Source organism: Streptococcus sp. SG2, from assembly GCF_030439925.1.
Classification (GTDB): domain Bacteria; phylum Bacillota; class Bacilli; order Lactobacillales; family Streptococcaceae; genus Streptococcus; species Streptococcus gordonii.
In genome coordinates, this window is sequence record NZ_JAQFJD010000001.1 from 401,879 (window position 1) to 419,816 (window position 17,938).

The 17,938-nt window shown below is 42.3% G+C and carries 14 protein-coding genes and 1 pseudogene; all 15 read right to left on the reverse strand.

What is annotated here, in order from left to right; all coding sequences use genetic code 11:
• Positions 1-7 precede the first annotated feature (7 nt).
• A complete protein-coding gene (locus PCY09_RS01955) occupies positions 8-1,969 on the reverse strand; it encodes a fructose-specific PTS transporter subunit EIIC (protein WP_125397038.1) in 1,962 nt (653 codons plus the stop codon).
• Positions 1,966-2,877, reverse strand: a complete 912-nt coding sequence (pfkB, locus tag PCY09_RS01960; protein WP_125397037.1) for a 1-phosphofructokinase — start codon at positions 2,875-2,877, stop codon at positions 1,966-1,968. The genes PCY09_RS01955 and pfkB overlap by 4 nt, the downstream gene beginning before the upstream one ends.
• Complete coding sequence (locus tag PCY09_RS01965) at positions 2,874-3,617, reverse strand: DeoR/GlpR family DNA-binding transcription regulator (protein WP_125397036.1); 744 nt, start codon at positions 3,615-3,617, stop codon at positions 2,874-2,876. Before PCY09_RS01965 ends, pfkB begins: the two co-directional genes overlap by 4 nt.
• A 140-nt stretch (positions 3,618-3,757) precedes the next feature.
• Positions 3,758-6,013: a CAP domain-containing protein gene (locus PCY09_RS01970; protein ID WP_301556690.1), complete on the reverse strand. Its 2,256-nt coding sequence runs from the start codon at positions 6,011-6,013 to the stop codon at positions 3,758-3,760.
• 213 nt (positions 6,014-6,226) lie between these two features.
• Positions 6,227-7,147, reverse strand: coding sequence for an aspartate carbamoyltransferase catalytic subunit (locus tag PCY09_RS01975; protein ID WP_008808699.1), 921 nt, complete (start codon positions 7,145-7,147; stop codon positions 6,227-6,229).
• A 103-nt stretch (positions 7,148-7,250) separates the two neighbouring features.
• Positions 7,251-8,534 (reverse strand): uracil-xanthine permease family protein, encoded by a 1,284-nt coding sequence (locus PCY09_RS01980; RefSeq protein ID WP_125397034.1) that lies wholly within the window; start codon positions 8,532-8,534, stop codon positions 7,251-7,253.
• Between the two features lie 8 nt (positions 8,535-8,542).
• Positions 8,543-9,064, reverse strand: coding sequence for a bifunctional pyr operon transcriptional regulator/uracil phosphoribosyltransferase PyrR (gene pyrR, locus PCY09_RS01985; protein ID WP_060553619.1), 522 nt, complete (start codon positions 9,062-9,064; stop codon positions 8,543-8,545).
• A 400-nt stretch (positions 9,065-9,464) separates the two neighbouring features.
• Complete coding sequence (locus PCY09_RS01990) at positions 9,465-9,647, reverse strand: hypothetical protein (RefSeq protein ID WP_223358686.1); 183 nt, start codon at positions 9,645-9,647, stop codon at positions 9,465-9,467.
• Positions 9,648-9,950: 303 nt separating this feature from the next.
• A complete protein-coding gene (carB, locus tag PCY09_RS01995; RefSeq protein WP_125397033.1) occupies positions 9,951-13,130 on the reverse strand; it encodes a carbamoyl-phosphate synthase large subunit in 3,180 nt (1,059 codons plus the stop codon).
• Between the two features lie 23 nt (positions 13,131-13,153).
• Positions 13,154-14,230, reverse strand: a complete 1,077-nt coding sequence (locus PCY09_RS02000) for a carbamoyl phosphate synthase small subunit (protein ID WP_185760615.1) — start codon at positions 14,228-14,230, stop codon at positions 13,154-13,156.
• Between the two features lie 166 nt (positions 14,231-14,396).
• Positions 14,397-14,561: pseudogene (locus tag PCY09_RS02005) on the reverse strand (bifunctional pyr operon transcriptional regulator/uracil phosphoribosyltransferase); the annotation flags it as partial.
• Positions 14,562-14,821: 260 nt separating this feature from the next.
• Positions 14,822-15,454: a Pr6Pr family membrane protein gene (locus tag PCY09_RS02010; RefSeq protein ID WP_048779561.1), complete on the reverse strand. Its 633-nt coding sequence runs from the start codon at positions 15,452-15,454 to the stop codon at positions 14,822-14,824.
• 7 nt (positions 15,455-15,461) lie between these two features.
• Positions 15,462-15,800, reverse strand: coding sequence for a zinc ribbon domain-containing protein YjdM (locus PCY09_RS02015; protein ID WP_045502884.1), 339 nt, complete (start codon positions 15,798-15,800; stop codon positions 15,462-15,464).
• 65 nt (positions 15,801-15,865) lie between these two features.
• Positions 15,866-16,672, reverse strand: a complete 807-nt coding sequence (gene proC, locus PCY09_RS02020; RefSeq protein WP_048779559.1) for a pyrroline-5-carboxylate reductase — start codon at positions 16,670-16,672, stop codon at positions 15,866-15,868.
• Positions 16,673-16,674: 2 nt separating this feature from the next.
• Positions 16,675-17,937 (reverse strand): glutamate-5-semialdehyde dehydrogenase, encoded by a 1,263-nt coding sequence (locus PCY09_RS02025; RefSeq protein ID WP_048779554.1) that lies wholly within the window; start codon positions 17,935-17,937, stop codon positions 16,675-16,677.
• Between the last annotated feature and the right edge of the window lies 1 nt (position 17,938).

The following is a 17,938-nucleotide window of genomic DNA, read 5'->3' on the forward strand; positions in this document are numbered from 1 at the left end:
ATTATACTTATTTTGACAATGGTTTGCGTAAGAATCCAAAGATAATACCACTGACTACTGCACCAATCAAAACATATACCAAGTAAAGGATTGGGTTGTTTGTCAATCCAATTACGAAGATTCCTCCGTGAGGGGCCATGAGTTTGATTCCAGAAAGACCTACAAGAGCACCTGTAAGAGCTGAACCTACGATAAAGCTTGGAATAGCGCGGGCTGGGTCAGCAGCACCAAATGGAATCGCACCTTCTGTGATGAAAGATAGTCCCATGACAATGTTTGTAATACCAGAATTGCGTTCTTCCTCAGTGAATTTATTTTTAAAGAAGAGAGTAGCCACAAATACTGCTAGAGGTGGGACCATACCAGCAGCCATAACCGCTGCCATAACAGGTGATCCACCAGTTGAAACAGTACTTGCGAGTGTACTAGTACCAAATACGTAAGCAGCCTTATTAACTGGTCCACCCATATCGACCGCCATCATACCACCGACCAAGAGGCCAAGAAGGACAGCTGAACTTCCGCTCAAACTAGCAAGGAAATCGTTGAGGGCTGTATTGATTGCAGACATTGGAATATTAACAGCCAACATCAGGAATCCAGTAACTAATACCCCAAGAAGTGGCAAGAGCAAAATTGAACGGATACCTTCAAGTGAGCGAGGTAGACCTGCAAGTAATTTGCGAAGGACTAAAATCACCCCACCAGCTAAGAAACCGCCGACCAGAGCTCCAAGAAAACCAGACGATACGCCTACCAAAGAAAGCGTCTTTTCACCACCTGCAGCGTAAGCAACGCCACCAAAGGATGCACCACTGCTAGCAATCGCACCGGCTACGAAACCAGAAACCAGACCTGGTTTTTCAGCAATTGAGTAAGCAATGTAACCAGCCAATACTGGTAACATGAAGCCAAAGGCTGCTCCACCAATTGATTTAAACTGCGCTGCAATCTCATGATAGCTTCCTAGATTAGAAAGCTGATCTTTTGGTACACCTAAGATCTGATCCAGCAAGAATGCAATAGCAATCATAATCCCGCCACCGATAACAAATGGGAGCATTTGAGATACACCACTCATCAGGTGCTTATAGAAAGCGCCACCCAGACTAAGTTTTTCGTTGCTAGATCCTGCAACACCACTGGCATTAGTAGCCTTGTATATCTCAGCCTTTCCTGAAAGAGCCAAATTGATCAGTTCTTCTGTCTTACGGATACCATCCGCGACTGGACGATTAATTAATGGTTTGCCATCAAAACGATCCATCTCTACTGCCTTGTCAGCAGCAATAATAACAGCCTTAGCATTTTTAATATCCTCAGCTGTCAACTTATTTCCAACACCGCTGGCACCATTGGTTTCAACCTTGATGCCGACACCCATTTCAGCTGCGACCTTTTGTAAGGCCTCTTGAGCCATGTAGGTATGCGCAATCCCTGTAGTACATGCTGTTACAGCTACAAGGAAGTCTCCACCTTTATTTGCGGGTTCAACCACAGCAACTTCTTCCGCTTTTTCTGAAGCTTGGTCAAAGAGCTCGATCACTTGATCAGGCGAAGTCACTTGGCGCAATTTATCCGCAAAGCCATCTTTCATCAGGTATTGAGACAATTCTGCCAAGGCTGCCAAGTGAGTATCATTAGCACCTTCTGGAGCAGCAATCATGAAGAATAGATCAGTTGGTTGTCCATCCAAGCTTTCGTAGTCAACACCCTTGTTTGACTTAGCAAAGAGAACTGTTGCTTCCTTTACAGCAGAGTTCTTGCTATGAGGCATAGCAATTCCGTCACCAAGACCCGTAGAAGTCAAGGCTTCACGCGCCAAAATTCCCTCTTTAAAAGCTTCAAAGTCTGTTACATAACCGTGATCAACCAAGCTTTTAATCATCTCTTCTATGACTGCAGTTTTTTCAGTTGCCTGCAAATCCAGCAACATGACATCTTTTCTCAATAGGTCTTGAATTTTCATCTTTTTTCTACCTCAACTTTTTCATATGTTTCTTTAATAAATTCAGCTGTTGCCAAGTCATCTGAGAAGGTAGTTGCCGTTCCGCAAGCCACACCCCATTTAAATGCTTCTACTGCATCTTTTGATTTGACAAATTCGCCTGTGAATCCAGCGACCATAGAATCGCCAGCCCCGACAGAATTTTTGACACTCCCCTTGATAGGTTTTGCAAAGTATGCACCTCCTTGAGTCACCAACAAGGCACCGTCACCAGCCATAGAAATGATCACATGTTGTGCTCCTTTGTCTAAGATTTGACGAGCATATTTTTCGATTTCATCTAAACTTTCGAGTTTCACTCCAAAAATATCACCTAGTTCATGATTATTAGGTTTGACCAAAAGTGGCTCAAACTCCAAGGAATCAAGTAGTGTTTGTCCTTCGAAGTCACAGACTACTTGCGCTCCTGTTTTCCTGGTTAATCCAATCAGGTCTTTGTAGATAGTATTTCCTAAATTTTTAGGACTACTTCCAGCAAAAACTACTGTATCATCAGCAGTTAGAGAAGCAAGAATACTCTTTAATTCCTCCAATTTCAGGCTAGAAATGTCAGGACCAGGTCCGTTAATTTCTGTTTCAGAATCTGCCTTTATCTTGACATTGATGCGTGTATCATCCTCAACTTCTACGAAGTGACTGGAGATTCCTTCTTCTTCAAGTGTATCTGTGATAAATTTGCCAGTAAAGCCACCGATAAAACCAGTTGCTTTGTTATCAATACCTAATCTTTTTAGAACACGACTGACATTGATACCTTTTCCACCAGCAAACTTGTCGTCACTATCCATCCGATTGACACTTCCTATCAGGACCTTATCCAAACGAACAATATAGTCAATGGACGGGTTTAAAGTTACAGTATAAATCATACTTCAATCACCTCCGTTTTTTCCTTAATTTTTTCCAGCAAGATGGACGAAATTTTATTAGTAATTATTTTTGCTTTAGCAAGAGGAGCCACTTTGACAAAGGATACTTGATCCAGTTTTGACGAGTCTGATAAGACATAAGTTTGTTTTGCGTTTTCAATAATGGCTCGCTTAACAGCTCCTTCTTCCATATCTGGTGTTGTATAGAAACTATCATCAATTCCATTCATTCCAATAAAAGCTTTATCAAAATTCAGTTGACCAATTTGATTAAGAGCTATCCCTCCTATACTGGCATCTGTAGATCTTTTTACTATTCCACCCACGATAACTGTAGGGATATTTCGCTCTACAAGTTTTGATGCATGATGAATAGAATTGGTTACGATCGTGACTTTGTGATTATGAATTGCTTGTATTAATAACTCATTTGTAGTACCAGCATCAATAAAGACTACATCATGATCCTGAATAAGGCTAGCAGCTTTTTCTGCAATTTTCTGCTTAAATTGAATGTTTTTGATAGATTTTTCTTGATTGCTTTCTTCTTCTTGTAAAAAATGAATGTTTTCTGCACCGCCATGAATCCGTCGAAGCTTTTGTTCACTTTCTAATTCATCTAAATCGCGCCGGACAGTGGATTCTGAAGTTTTTAGAATATGAACTAAACGATCTAAGGAAACTGTTCGATGATCTTTTAACTGTTCTAAAATCACTTGTTTTCGTTCAGACTTTAGCATACTTCTCCCTCCTGAAACAGCTTACATTTATCATTATACACCAATATTTTTCAATGTCAAGCAAATTCTATCATTTTCTATCACTAAAAATTTATTATAAAAAGAGGATGAGAGAAGATCTCAAACCTCTTTGTTAATTTTTAGGATTTTCTTCTAAATCGTTTAAGAGCAACACCAGCAAGTCCAAAGAATCCAGCTACTGCCGCTATAATTCCAATTTGCTCTGTCTTTACTCCTGTAGCAGATACGTTTTGTTTTGTTTTAGAAGACTTATCTTGTGTTTGATGTATTGCTTCACCCTGATAAACATTTTTGGCATCAACAGGCTGATCTTTAGCAGTTTCTTTTGTAGCATTCTTAGCTCTTAATTGATTGTGTTTTGCTTCTAATCTAGCATGAACTTCTTGATAGAGCTCCAAAAGACTCTCTTCGGCTTTGTATTTTGTTTCTTTTGCGGCAAGATCAGCTTTGGCTGATGCAACTGCCTTACGAGCCTTAGAAAGCTGTTGAGGAGCTTGAGCTAATTGTTTAGCTCTTTCTTGAACTTGTTTCAAGCGAACTTGAGAATCAATTAATTGCTTTCTTGCTTCGATTGTATTCGCTTTAGTTGATTGTAAAGCTGCTCTTAAAGATTCAAGTTTTGAACTTTCTGCAACTAATTTCTCTCTTGCTAAATCTAAAGCCAATCGCTTAGGTTCGAACTCTGCTTCGTATCTTCTAGTTGCATTCTCAAGTGCTTGCTGTTTGTCAGCAGTGTTTCTTGCAGCCGCCGCTACACGATCTTGAGCATTCAGTAGTTGATATTGAGCATTTGCTAAAAGTTGCGCTTGGTCATTTGATTGTGACTGGAGATCATTTAGTTGACTGTTTAAAATACCAGCTCTTACTTCGCGATTTGTTTTTTCAACTTTTAAGGCAGCAATTTCATTTCTTAAAGTAGCATATTTTTCGTTTGTATTCGTCCGTGTTTGGCGTGCACTAGCTAGTAAGTTTTCGTAATCAGCTAGGCTCATCAAGGTCCCGTTTTGCAAGCGTTGGTTCAAGTTTCCTACTTGATGGAAACCAACTGTTGCAGTTCCATTTGTTGAACTGTACTGATTAGGAACAGTGTTATAAGATGCAGAAATTGCAGTTGCTTTATTGTCCAACATTTGCAAGTAATGGCCAACTCTTGCGAATTCAGCAGCACCAATTTTCATATAAATATCATTGGCATCCAGCTGAGATTCGTCGGTTGGTAAATTATAGCGCGCAGCGATCTCTTGATACAATGCTTTTTCACTGTACCAAAAATCAACTGATGCCTTAGGTGTAAAGCTGATAGCCACATTTTCATTTTTTATATACTTAAACATGTGGCGACCGTTTTGCTCGAAAAAGGCTGATTGAATTTGACTGGCAACATTTGCATATGGATCAACATATAATGGAGGTAATCCTGCCTGTGCTCGATAGTTATTTATTGCTCGAATAACTTCTACAGCTTTTAAATTATTTTCAAGAGTCGCTGAGCTGGTAGAGTCGCTGCCAACTGTTAATCCATCTTCAGCTTGGGACCGTTTGTATAAAGCGAGTGCGTTAGCTGCAGCATCTCTAATTTCTTGAGTTGCTCCTTGGCTTTGCAAGTTTTGAAGGAGCTCTTGATAGGTATTAGCAGCTTGTGTTGTTGTTTCAGTTTGTGGGGTATTTGCCAATTCAGCTTCTTTTTGATTAATTGCAGTCTGAATCTGGTTGATTTCATTTTGGTTTGTCTGGATAGCTTTTTCAAGATTAGCTGTACTACTTGGTGAATTAGCAATATTTTGCTGAACAGCTGTAAGATTAGCTTGTTTAGCTGCGAGTTCTTGATTCGCTTGTTCTTCTTCTGCTTTTGCCTGAGCTAGTTCTTGTTCTTCCCTAACGATAGGTGCTTTCGCTTCGTTATATTCTCTTTCGGCAACGTCTACCAAAGTTCGTTGTCCGACAACGACATTTTCCTGTTGTTGAACTGCTTGTTCTGAAGGAAGTTCTTGATTTTGCGAGTTGTCTAGTGAAGCTTGCTTTGCATTCACTTCTGCTTCAGCTTTATTTACTTCTGCTTTTGCTTCGGCCACAGCTTCTGGACTAGCTTCTTTGTTGATTTCTTTTGCTTGATTAAGCTGTGCTTGAGTGTTTTGGCTTGTCTCTTGAGCCTTTTCAAGTTCATCTTTAGCTTTTTCAACAACTTCTTTCTGGGCATCGACTTGTGCTTTCGCTAAATCTTTCTGAATCTCCGTCACTTCAAGATCATTTTGCTCTGATCGATGAGAAGGTTTTGTTAACTCATCAGCATTTACATGATTTCCTACAACTCCTGAAATCAAAGTAGTTGCTGCAATCCCCGTTGCAACAACAGATTTTCCTAATTTCTTTTCCATTTCTCTCTCCAAACCCTCCTAATTTTTATATTGATATTTATTCATACCATATTGCTTGACTTATTCTATCATGTCTATGTGAAAAACAAAGATAAAATTCGTTTCGTTTTCATAGCTTTTTGATTACAATTTGATGACTATTTGCAAATGTAAGTTTTTTTATAAAATAATTAAAAAATCAGACTAGATGCCTGATTTTTGGGATATTTCTTATCATTTTTGGCGACCTTTGAGAACAGCTTCTATAATTGCCATTCTGACAAAGACTCCATTCGTCATCTGTTCAACAATACGTGATTTTGGTGCTTCAACTAAATGGTCAGCGATTTCTACATCTCGGTTAACCGGAGCTGGATGCATCAGAATAGCTGTGTCTTTCATACGGTCGTAACGCTCTTGAGTCAGCCCATGCAGTCTGTGGTAGTTTTCTTTAGAAAAGATAGACTCATAATCATGACGCTCGTGTTGAACACGCAAGAACATCATGACATCTACTTTGTCAATAACTTCATCGATTGTTACAAATTCACCATAGTGAGAGAATTCTTCACTTCTCCATTCTTCTGGTCCTGCAAAATAAAGCTCCGCTCCCAATCGTTTAAGAATCTGCATGTTAGATTTAGCTACACGTGAGTGATCTAAGTCACCAGCAATTGCAACTTTCAATCCTTCGAAGTGTCCAAATTCTTGGTAAATTGTCATCAAGTCTAGGAGACTTTGACTTGGGTGCTGACCTGAACCATCACCACCGTTGACGATGGATGTAGTAATGGTTGGGCTTTCCACTAGCTCTTTGTAGTAGTCTACTTCTGGGTGGCGAATGACACAAATGTCAACTCCGAGTGCAGACATGGTCAAAATAGTATCATACAAGGTTTCACCTTTGTTGACTGAACTGGTTTTCACATCGAAATCCAATAGGTCGCAACCCAATTTCAATTCTGCTACTTCAAAGGCCTTGTGGGTTCTTGTTGAAGGTTCGAAGAAAAGATTGGCCACGATATGCTGTTCGTCATAGTTGGCTTTTGCTCCATTTTTAAATTCAATTCCTCGTTTGATTAAGGCCATTACTTCTTCGTTTGACAAAGTTTCCATTGAGACAAGATTTTTAAGAGCGATTTGGTTAGATGACATGATAAGATCTCCTTTGTGATAATGATTAGAGCTCTATTTCAATTTTTTCTGTAAGATAAGATTGAAATAAATGGTGAACAGTTTTAAAAATCAGATGTCAGACCTAATTTTTAGGTTCTGGCAGGACAAGATAGAGGACGATTCCCAAGATAGTTGACAAGGCTACGCCTGAGATTTGCAGACCCGACAGTTGCAAGGTCAGGCCACCGATACCAGAAACCAATATGACACTGGCAATCAGTAGATTCTTTTTGTTATCAAAATTAGTCTGGGCTTCTATGAGAATTTTAAGTCCACTTGAGGCAATTACACCGAAGAGAGCAATGGATATTCCACCTAGAACTGGACTCGGGATTGATTGGAGCAAAGCGGAAACTTTTCCGACAAAACTCATGACGATGGCAAGAACTGCAGCACCAGCTATCACATAGACGCTGTATATTTTATTGAGCGCCATGACTCCGATATTCTCTCCATAGCTAGTCACTGGCGGCGCTCCGAAAAGCCCTGCAATAATCTGAGCTAGCCCATCACCAGTCAAAGTTTTATCTAAGCCCGGATCTTTGAAGAAATCTTTTCCTGTCAAGCTATTTAGTACCATGACGTGACCAAAGTGTTCTGTCATAGTTACAAAGGCGATAGGTGCCATGGTTAAAATCGCACTAGGGTAAAATTTTACATCATAATCTAAGAAAGGAAGGCTCATTGGTGGAAGGTGGAACCAAGATGCTTCACCAACCTTTGCAAATGAGACAATCTCCTGTCCAGTTATTGCACCAAGAATTAAACTAAAGAAGTATCCAACTATCAAACCTAGTAAGACAGGAATGATACCGATAATTTTTTTACCATATATGTTAAAGAGAATGACTGCTAACAAGGTCACCATTCCAATAGTGAAATAAGTTAAATCATAAACCTTTTCACCATTAGCTCCTGTCTTATTCATAACATCACTAACAGCTGTACTGGCCAAACTCAGACCAATGACCATGATAATTGGTCCTACAACTACAGGAGGTAGGATTTTATCAATCCAGGCGTTTCCAGCAAACTTAACAACCATGGCTACGATAAAGTAGACCAAACCGCCTGTGATAGCTCCTTGTGCTACCGCTCCGATACCATCTGTTTTCATCAGTAATTGCATGGCTGCTATATAAGCAAAGCTGGATCCCATATAGGCTGGTATCTTATACTTGGTAACTGTGAGGTGTGCTAGGGTTCCCAGGCCACTTGAGAATAAGGCAACTGCGGGATCAATCCCTACTAAGATTGGAACTAGAACAGTCGCGCCAAACATGGCAAACAGATGCTGGAAGGATAAGCCTAAAAGTAAACCTGGCTTTGGCATATCGTGGACATCATATTTTACATCTTGATTCATATAGATTATTATTCCCCCTTTATCAAAATACGATCCTGACCATCAGTTTCGGTCATTTCTACAATGATTTCTTCTGTTCTACTAGTTGGAATATTTTTTCCAATATAGTCAGTTCTAATTGGTAATTCCCGATGGCCTCGGTCAACCAGGACTGCTAGGCTAACGCGCGAAGGTCTACCGTGGCTTACGAGATTGTCAATGGCCGCCCGAATGGTACGACCTGTGTAGAGAACATCGTCGATCAAGATTACTTGACGGTCGGTAATATCTACTGGAATTAAAGTTGTATCTGCTTCCTGACTCTTTTTGTCATCTCTAAAAGGTTTTGTATCAATTTCAGCTACTGGAAGGTCAATTTGCTCCAATTGGGCTAAACGTTTTTGAATACGATGAGCCAAGTGAACTCCCCGAGTTTTGATTCCAGCCAAAACTACTTGGTTCAATTCTTTATTGCGTTCGATGATTTCATAAGTAATCCGTGTGATTGCACGGTTCATAGTAATATCATCAACAACTTCTTTTGTTTTCATGAATACCCCCTAAACCAATAAAAAAGTCTCCTTTTTCAAGGAGACTACAGAATAATTCGTTGGGCATGCAAAACAAGATGCACCTGTATACACTCAACCCAATTTTTACTGGCTCCTTGTCTACCTCTCTGGATAGAATTAAAGGAATATTTAATTGTTAATACTTTATCACAAATTAAAAACAATTTCAAGAATTAAATTCAAATTTTAAGCAAAAAATAGATTATTTATCCCAGAACTTCTTCTTTTTCTCGTTTTTTATGTCTGTCTCTTTTTTCTCAGCGGTTAGAGACTCCTTCTCATCAATGATTGGCAAAGAATTTCCATCTTTCGCCTCATATCTTGGCGTGTCTTTAGAAGGTGCTTCTCCTTTAAGTTCATCAGCATTTCTTTCTTTAGCTTACTTGTTATTGTCAATGTTACCACACTGAATATCAGGGAAATGCTGCGCCATTGCTTTTGGAATTTTATTTTCATTTGATTCAAGATCTGCTTTGGGGACATGATTGTCGCTGACATTGATTAAAGTTACAATCTTATTTGGTTTCTGAAGTGCTAGAGTTATGATTTTATTCTTGTCCATATCCAAATTATCTAAAGAAGTAAATTGATTAATTCCATCCAGTTTTTCAGCTCATTCTCACCTAAGTTTAAATTCTTCAAGAATGGCTGAGAGTGACTAGAAACCAAAATAAAGCAAAAAAAGAAGCAGGATACTTTCCCACTTCTTCTTTGCTTTTAATTTTATATATTTGAACGGTTATTTATTATGGCTATTCAAGGACAGAATAAGCTTGGACAGATGATTTTTCAATGTTTGCTGTATAAGATTACTTTTCCGACTTTCAGACAGTCAAACGACAATCTGAAACACAAAAATCTAGCTCTATATCGCTTCTGTAGTGAAACTACGACTTTCCAGCACCTTCAGCATGGCATCAGCTGTGTCCAAGGCTGTGAAGAGGGGTACTCCGTGCTCAATAGCTGAGCTGCGAATAATTTGACCATGCTTATCTGCAGTCCGCTTGGTTCCGACCGTGTTGATAATAGCCTGAATCTTGCCCTTGCGGATATAGGCTGGGATGTCCTTGTTATCATCACTGCCGATTTTTTCTACCAGACGGACGTGCAGGCCGTGATTTTCAAAATAAGAGGCTGTTCCCTTGGTTGCCCAGATACCATAGCCAATATTTGCAAAACGCTGAGCCAGCTGCAGGGCTTCTTCCTTGCTATCATCTGCAATAGTAAAGACGACATTACCAAAACTTGGCAGATGGAGATAGGAAGCCTCAAAAGCCTTGTAGAGCGCTTTTTCGATCGTGCGGTCGCTGCCCATGACTTCACCAGTAGACTTCATCTCAGGCCCCAAAAGACTGTCAACCTTTGCCAGCTTTGTAAAGGAGAAGACTGGCGCCTTGATATGAACCATGGAACTTTCTGGATAAAGACCATCTTCATAGCCCAGCTCTGCCAAGCTTTCCCCAAGAATCAAACGAGTCGCCACTTGTGCCATCGGAATATCAGTCACCTTGGACAAGAAAGGAACAGTCCGGCTGGCCCGTGGATTGACCTCAATGACATAGACCTGCTCATCTTTGATGACGAACTGAATATTCATCATGCCGATACAGTTCAGTCCCAGAGCCAAACGCTTGGTATAGTCTGCAATAGTATCCTTGACTTTCTGCGATAAGGTTTGCGGCGGATAGGCTGCCATGGAATCCCCTGAGTGAACCCCCGCCCGCTCGATATGCTCCATAATTCCTGGAATCAAGACCTGTCGACCATCAGAAATGGCATCCACTTCACACTCATCACCAACAATGTAAGAATCCACCAAAACCGGATGGTCTGGACTGGCCTTAACCGCTGTCCGCATATAAGAGCGTAGATCCGCTTCGTTTTCTACGATTTCCATAGCACGGCCACCCAAGACATAGGAAGGCCGCACCAGAACAGGGAAGCCAATCTTACGAGCAGCTTCTACCGCTTCCTCTTCATTAGTGGCCGTCTGACCCGGCGGCTGCGGAATATCCAACTCCTTCAGCGCCTGCTCAAAGAGATCCCGGTCCTCAGCTCGATCTAGGTCCGCCACTTGGGTACCTAAAATCTTAACACCAGCCTTGGACAGAGGCTCTGCCAGATTAATGGCTGTCTGACCGCCAAACTGAACGATAACCCCTTTAGGCTGTTCCAGCTCAATGACATTCATGACATCTTCAAAGGTCAGCGGCTCAAAATAAAGCTTGTCAGAAACAGAAAAGTCAGTCGATACAGTCTCTGGATTGCTGTTCATGATAATCGCTTCGTAACCAGCCGCCTGAATAGCCTTTACAGAATGAACGGTCGCATAGTCAAACTCGACTCCCTGCCCGATTCGGATAGGACCAGAGCCCAGCACCAGAACTGATTCCTTGCTGGATTTGACAGATTCATTTTCAAAGCCATAGGTAGAGTAGAAATAAGGTGTCGCAGACTCGAACTCAGCAGCACAGGTATCCACCATCTTGTAAACCGGCACAATCTTCTGCTCCTGCCGGATGCGACGCACCTGCTCGGCTGTCATCCCCCACAAGGCAGCAATCTTAGTATCCGCAAAGCCATTTTGCTTGGCTTTCTTAAGCACATAGCTATCTCCGATATGGCTGACCAGCTCCTGCTCAATTTCGTAAATATGGAGCAGCTTATCCAGGAAAAAGACATCAATCTTGGTCAGCTCAGCAATTTCATCCGGACTGTAACCACGACGAATAGCCTCTGAGATATAGAAAATCCGGTCGTCTTGCGCTTTGACAATCTTCCTCATCAGCTCAACATCGCTTACTTGGCTGAGAGCAGGCAGCTCGTTGTGGTCCACACCAACTTCCAAAGAACGGCAAGCCTTGAGCAGACTCTCCTCAATATTGCGGCCGATAGCCATGACTTCCCCGGTCGCCTTCATCTGGGTTCCCAGACGGCGCTCACCCTGCTCAAATTTATCAAATGGAAAGCGCGGAATCTTAGCGACTACATAGTCCAGAGCCGGCTCAAACATAGCATAGGTAGAGCCTGTCACCGGATTGATGATTTCATCCAATGTGAGCCCGACTGCGATTTTAGCCGCCAGCTTGGCAATCGGATAGCCGGTCGCCTTAGAGGCAAGGGCTGATGAGCGGGAAACCCGTGGATTGACCTCGATAACATAGTATTTGAAACTATGCGGGTCCAGAGCCAGCTGTACATTACAGCCGCCCTCAATCTTCAGCGCTCGAATAATCTTGAGGCTGGCGTCCCGCAACATCTGGTATTCATAGTCTGAGATAGTCTGACTTGGCGCAAAGACGATAGAATCGCCTGTGTGAATGCCGACTGGGTCAAAGTTTTCCATATTACATACGACCAGCGCATTGTCTGCGCCATCCCGCATGACTTCGTATTCGATTTCCTTAAAGCCTGCTATGGAGCGCTCAATCAGGCACTGAGTCACTGGAGAGAGTTTGAGGCCGTTTTCTGCGATTTCCTGCAGCTCTTCTTCATTACTACAGATACCACCGCCAGTTCCTCCCAGTGTAAATGCCGGACGGACAATGACTGGATAGCCGATTTCAGCCGCAAATTCCAGCGCTTCATCAACTGTATTGACAATTTCTGACTCAGGGATGGGCTGGCCAAGCTCTTCCATCAGCTGCTTGAAGAGATCCCGGTCTTCCGCTTGGTCAATGGCTGACAGCTTAGTCCCCAAGAGTTCCACTCCCAGCTCTTCTAAAAGCCCTGACTTGGATAATTCCATGGCCATATTGAGTCCAGTCTGACCGCCCAGAGTAGGCAGCAGAGCATCTGGCCGCTCCTTACGCAAAATCCGTGCAACAAACTCCAGCGTGATAGGCTCGATATAAACTCGGTCTGCAATTTCCTTGTCCGTCATGATGGTCGCTGGGTTAGAATTGACCAAAACAACACTGTAACCCTCTTCTTTCAAGGACAGGCAAGCTTGAGTCCCAGCATAGTCAAACTCCGCGGCCTGACCGATAACGATAGGACCAGAACCGATGACCATAATTTTCTGAATATCTTTACGTTTTGGCATAGTGTACCTCTCAATCTTGCTTCCTAATATGCCTGATGGGCATCCATCATTTCCATAAATTCATCAAAGAGATAATCTGAGTCATGCGGTCCCGGCGCAGCATCTGGGTGGAACTGCACAGAAAAGGCAGGATAATCCCGATGGCGCACACCTTCGACAGACTTATCATTGATTTCTTCATGAGTCACAATCAGGCATTCCGGCAACCCCTCACGACTGACTGCATAGCCGTGATTTTGACTGGTAAAATCAACTCGGCCTGTTGCAATCTCACGTACCGCATGGTTGAAACCACGGTGACCGAACTTCATCTTATGCGTCTTTGCACCGTTAGCCATGGAGAAGAGCTGATGTCCCATACAGATTCCAAAAATTGGAATCTTGCCCTGAATACCTCGAATCATGTCCAGAGCCTCCGGCACATCTTCCGGATTTCCCGGTCCATTTGACAACATAACCCCATCAGGATTAAGCTGGAGAATTTCCTCAGCGCTGGTATTATAAGGTACCACTGTCACGCTACAGTTGCGTTTGGCTAACTCCCGCAGGATAGAATGCTTGAGACCAAAGTCCACCAATACCACGTTTCGACCAGTTCCCGGAGCAGGATAAGACTGCTTGGTAGAAACCTGCTTAATGTTATCAGTTGGCAGAACTATAGACTGAAGCTGGTCTTGTAAACGCTCAATACTACCATTCGCGTTGGCAATGATTGCCCGCATGGTTCCATGTTGGCGTATAATCTTAGTTAGTGCTCTTGTATCAATCCCTGAGATTCCTGGTATCTTCTTGATTTTGAGGAACTCATCCAAAGACAATTGCTGGCGCCAATTGCTGGCACGTCGTGCATACTCATAGACCACAACTCCCTTACAGGTCGGCAGAATAGATTCATAGTCGTCCCGATTGACACCATAATTTCCAACTAAGGGATAAGTAAAGGTCAAAATCTGTCCGTTATAAGACTGATCCGTAATTGATTCTTGATAGCCTGTCATGCCCGTGTTAAAGACGATTTCGCCTGTTACGAGAAGATCTGCTCCAAAAGCTTCCCCTTCGAAAATCATGCCATTTTCTAATATTAAAAGTCTCTTTACCATTGTTCCCTCCTGTCTAAGATGCAGACCACCTATGACCATCCACATAAGAAATATAATAATAGGGAGTAGGATTGCTTCGCATAGCTTCACCCACTCCCGGCTCACTGTCCGAGATTATTGTCGTCCTTTCAGAACTGCTTCAATAATAGCCATTCTGACAAAGACACTGAGCCAGTCGCTTCTGAATGCGATAAGCCAAGTGAACCCTCCGGGTCTTAATGCCAACCAAAACAACTTGGTTTAGGTCCTTGCTGCGCTCAATGATTTCATAGATAATCTGCGTAATCGCACGATTCATGGTGATGTCATCAACTACTTCTTTTGTTTTCATTCATTCCTCCTCAAACAACAGAAAAAGCCTCCTCATACAAGGAGACCTCAGAAAAATCTAATCAGGCAAGCTAAAACAAGACGCACTTGCTTACACTCCACCTATCATTTTACTTGCTCCTTGTCTATCTCTCTGGATAGAATTAAAGGATTATTTAATTGTTAATACTCTATCACAAATTAAAAACTAATTCAAGAGAAAAATGTATTTTTATGCATAGGTAATCACAAAATTGTGTTTAATTTATCATTTGTCTCTTTTTAAGAAGCTTTCTTCTTTGAAAAAGAGAACGATTTTACACCGTAAAAGATAAATCCAAAGACCAGATAGGCTACAAAGATGATTAAGCACATCTTGATGACATAGGGCCATTTGTGTTTAAAGACATTTAGAAAAAAGTAAGGAAACGGATTGTCCTTGGATCTTGGAATATCAATCTTGAGAACAAAACCGTTAATCAGTGAAAAAATCATGTAAATCAAAGGGACGCTTGTCCAAGAAATAGGATCAAACCAACGGTATTGACGGGCTTTGTCAAAAACTAAAGTATCCAAAAGAAAAGCAAGGGGAACTATATAATGACAAAGGAAATTCTCTAAACGATAAAAGTCTGTCGCAATTGGGGCCAGTAAAAGATGGTAAACCACGCAAGTAATCATGATAGACATGGTTACACCACCCTTGACTCTAAGCACTCCTGCTGACTGCCATTTATCATCTGTTCTTGTCATGAGATAGATAAGGTAGCCAGTAAAAAGCAAAACTAAAAGATTTGACAGGACTGTATAATACATGAGCATACCCCAACCATATTTAGATATTTCGAGATATACTCCGAGGAAGCTTAGAAAAAAGAGTATGATACGATATGCAAAAATCAATCTACGATTCATACTTACCTCAGATTTTCTTTACAAACTCTGACTTGAGCTTCATCGCACCGAAGCCGTCAATCTTACAGTCGATATTGTGGTCACCTTCTACAATGCGGATATTTTTCACACGTGTACCTTGTTTGAGATCTTTAGGTGCACCTTTGACTTTCAAGTCCTTGATTAGGGTAACAGTGTCACCATCAGCCAACTTATTGCCATTGGCATCAATAGCTACCACTCCTTCTTCTACCTCTTGAACGTCAGCTGGGTTCCATTCATAAGCACATTCTGGGCAAATTAAAAGTGCACCATCTTCATAGACATATTCTGAGTTACATTTTGGACAATTTGGTAAAGTGTTCATTATTTTCTCCCTTTTAAAAATATACTGATTTATTATACTCTATTCTGCGACTTTTGACAAACTAGTTAGGATTTTTTCCCTAATTCCTGGGTCCTCTTGTAGGCAGCTTGAACGGCATCCATGACTGTTCCTCGAAAGGCATTTTCTTCCAGACTAGCTACCCCTGCAATGGTCGATCCGCCTGGACTGCAGACCTGGTCTTTGAGCTGGGCAGGATGTTGCCCACTGGCTTGGCTTAGCTTTGCAGCGCCTAAAAGAGTCTGATTGGCAAGCTCAAGCGATATATCGCGACTGAGTCCTGCTCGAACACCAGCATCCGCTAAAGCTTCTATAAAGAGATAAACGAAGGCTGGTCCACAGCCAGCAAGAGCAGTCGCTGCATCCAACTGTTTTTCCTCTAGTCTGACCAAAAGACCAGCAGAAGACAGAAGCTCACGCAACAAATCTTCGTCTACTTGATTCGCCTGGTGAGATAAGCTATAGGTAATAACACCCTCACCTACGGCTACTGGTGTATTAGGCATGATCCGAATCCAACGATGGTGGCTAGGTGTTAATTTCTCTAATAGCACCAAAGGCAAACCAGCAGCCATCGAAACCAGCAGAAGAGAATCTCGTTTTTCTATAATTTCCTGATATTCAGCTAGCAAGTCAGCAAATTGAGCTGGTTTGATGCCAAGGAAAATCACTTCTGCCTGAGCAAAAACTTCTGCATTACTGACAGGCTGGCCACCAAGTTCCGCAGCAATCTTTTCAGCCTTGTCACGACTGCGATTAGCCAGGAGTAATTCACTTCTATATCTTTCATCTTGGGCAACTAGGCGAGCGAGACTGCCGCCCATATTCCCCAGACCGATAAATCCAATTTTCATCATTATTTCCTCACTTGACCAGTCCCTTGGATGACGTATTTATAGCTGGTCAGCTCTTTCAGCCCCATAGGACCTCTGGCATGAAGTTTTTGAGTAGAAATACCCATTTCGCAGCCAAGGCCAAATTGACCGCCATCTGTAAAGCGGGTTGAAGCATTTACATAAACTGCTGCGCTATCCACCTGCTCTGTGAAGTAAGCTGCCGCTGCAGACTTCTCCGTCACAATGGCATCCGAGTGATGAGTGCTGTGAGCCTCAATATGCTCCACCGCTTCTTCCAGCGAAGAAACCAGCTTGACCGCTAAGACATAATCCAAAAATTCGGTATCAAAATCTTCCGGTCTAGCTTGCGAGCTCGAGATATACTGTGCCGCTTTCTCATCCAAACGTAATTCAACAGACTTTTCTTGTACAGCATCACGATCTGTCACCAAAATCTTCTGCAAACGTGGTAAAAATGCAGCTGCAATCTCTTCATGTACCAGTAGCACTTCCATGGCATTGCAGACTGAGGGGCGACTGGTCTTGGCATTCTCAATAATCGCCAAAGCCTTGTCCTGATCAGCGTCCTTATCTACATATATATGAACAATTCCAGTACCTGTCTCAATAACTGGCACAGTAGCATTTTCTACAACCGCCTGAATCAGTCCCGCGCCACCACGAGGGATGAGCAAATCCAGATAACCCTTGGCCTTCATCATAGCCTGGGCGGAAGCCCGGCTGGTATCAGAAACCAACTGGATACAATCCGGCGAAATCTCCGTCTGAGCCAAGCCTTCTTTCAAAGCTGTGACAATTGCTAGCGCTGTCTGATAGGCATCCTTGCCACTTCTGAGAACGACTGCGCTACCACTCTTTAGGGCCAGAGCCGCAGCGTCAGAGGTGACGTTGGGCCGACTTTCGTAGATAATACCAATCACGCCCATAGCCACTCGCATTTTACTGATGACAAGGCCGTTATCAAGCTCGGTCCTTTCCAAGACTTGCCTTACAGGATCCTCCAAGTCAATCAACTGGCGAATGCCCTCTGCCATAGCAGCAATCCGCTCCTCATCTAGATAGAGGCGATCCAACATCACATCTGAAATCTTACCTTTAGCCGCGGTCATATCCAGTTCATTAGCTGTCAAAATATCCGCACGAGAAAACCAGAGCTGCTTTGCCATTTCTTCTAAAGCATGGTTTTTCTCAGTAGTTGTGGCCGTATTGATCGTCTTCTTGACTTTCTGAACCTTTTCAAAAATTGCTTGCGTTGAGGTCATC

Coding starts and splice junctions, on each gene's coding strand:
- PCY09_RS01955 (WP_125397038.1), bottom strand. CDS start 1,969: ATGAAAATTCAAGACCTATTGAGAAAAGATGTCATGTTGCTGGATTTG.
- pfkB (WP_125397037.1), bottom strand. CDS start 2,877: ATGATTTATACTGTAACTTTAAACCCGTCCATTGACTATATTGTTCGT.
- PCY09_RS01965 (WP_125397036.1), bottom strand. CDS start 3,617: ATGCTAAAGTCTGAACGAAAACAAGTGATTTTAGAACAGTTAAAAGAT.
- PCY09_RS01970 (WP_301556690.1), bottom strand. CDS start 6,013: ATGGAAAAGAAATTAGGAAAATCTGTTGTTGCAACGGGGATTGCAGCA.
- PCY09_RS01975 (WP_008808699.1), bottom strand. CDS start 7,147: ATGTCATCTAACCAAATCGCTCTTAAAAATCTTGTCTCAATGGAAACT.
- PCY09_RS01980 (WP_125397034.1), bottom strand. CDS start 8,534: ATGAATCAAGATGTAAAATATGATGTCCACGATATGCCAAAGCCAGGT.
- pyrR (WP_060553619.1), bottom strand. CDS start 9,064: ATGAAAACAAAAGAAGTTGTTGATGATATTACTATGAACCGTGCAATC.
- PCY09_RS01990 (WP_223358686.1), bottom strand. CDS start 9,647: ATGGACAAGAATAAAATCATAACTCTAGCACTTCAGAAACCAAATAAG.
- carB (WP_125397033.1), bottom strand. CDS start 13,130: ATGCCAAAACGTAAAGATATTCAGAAAATTATGGTCATCGGTTCTGGT.
- PCY09_RS02000 (WP_185760615.1), bottom strand. CDS start 14,230: ATGGTAAAGAGACTTTTAATATTAGAAAATGGCATGATTTTCGAAGGG.
- PCY09_RS02010 (WP_048779561.1), bottom strand. CDS start 15,454: ATGAATCGTAGATTGATTTTTGCATATCGTATCATACTCTTTTTTCTA.
- PCY09_RS02015 (WP_045502884.1), bottom strand. CDS start 15,800: ATGAACACTTTACCAAATTGTCCAAAATGTAACTCAGAATATGTCTAT.
- proC (WP_048779559.1), bottom strand. CDS start 16,672: ATGAAAATTGGATTTATCGGTCTGGGGAATATGGGCGGCAGTCTCGCT.
- PCY09_RS02025 (WP_048779554.1), bottom strand. CDS start 17,937: ATGACCTCAACGCAAGCAATTTTTGAAAAGGTTCAGAAAGTCAAGAAG.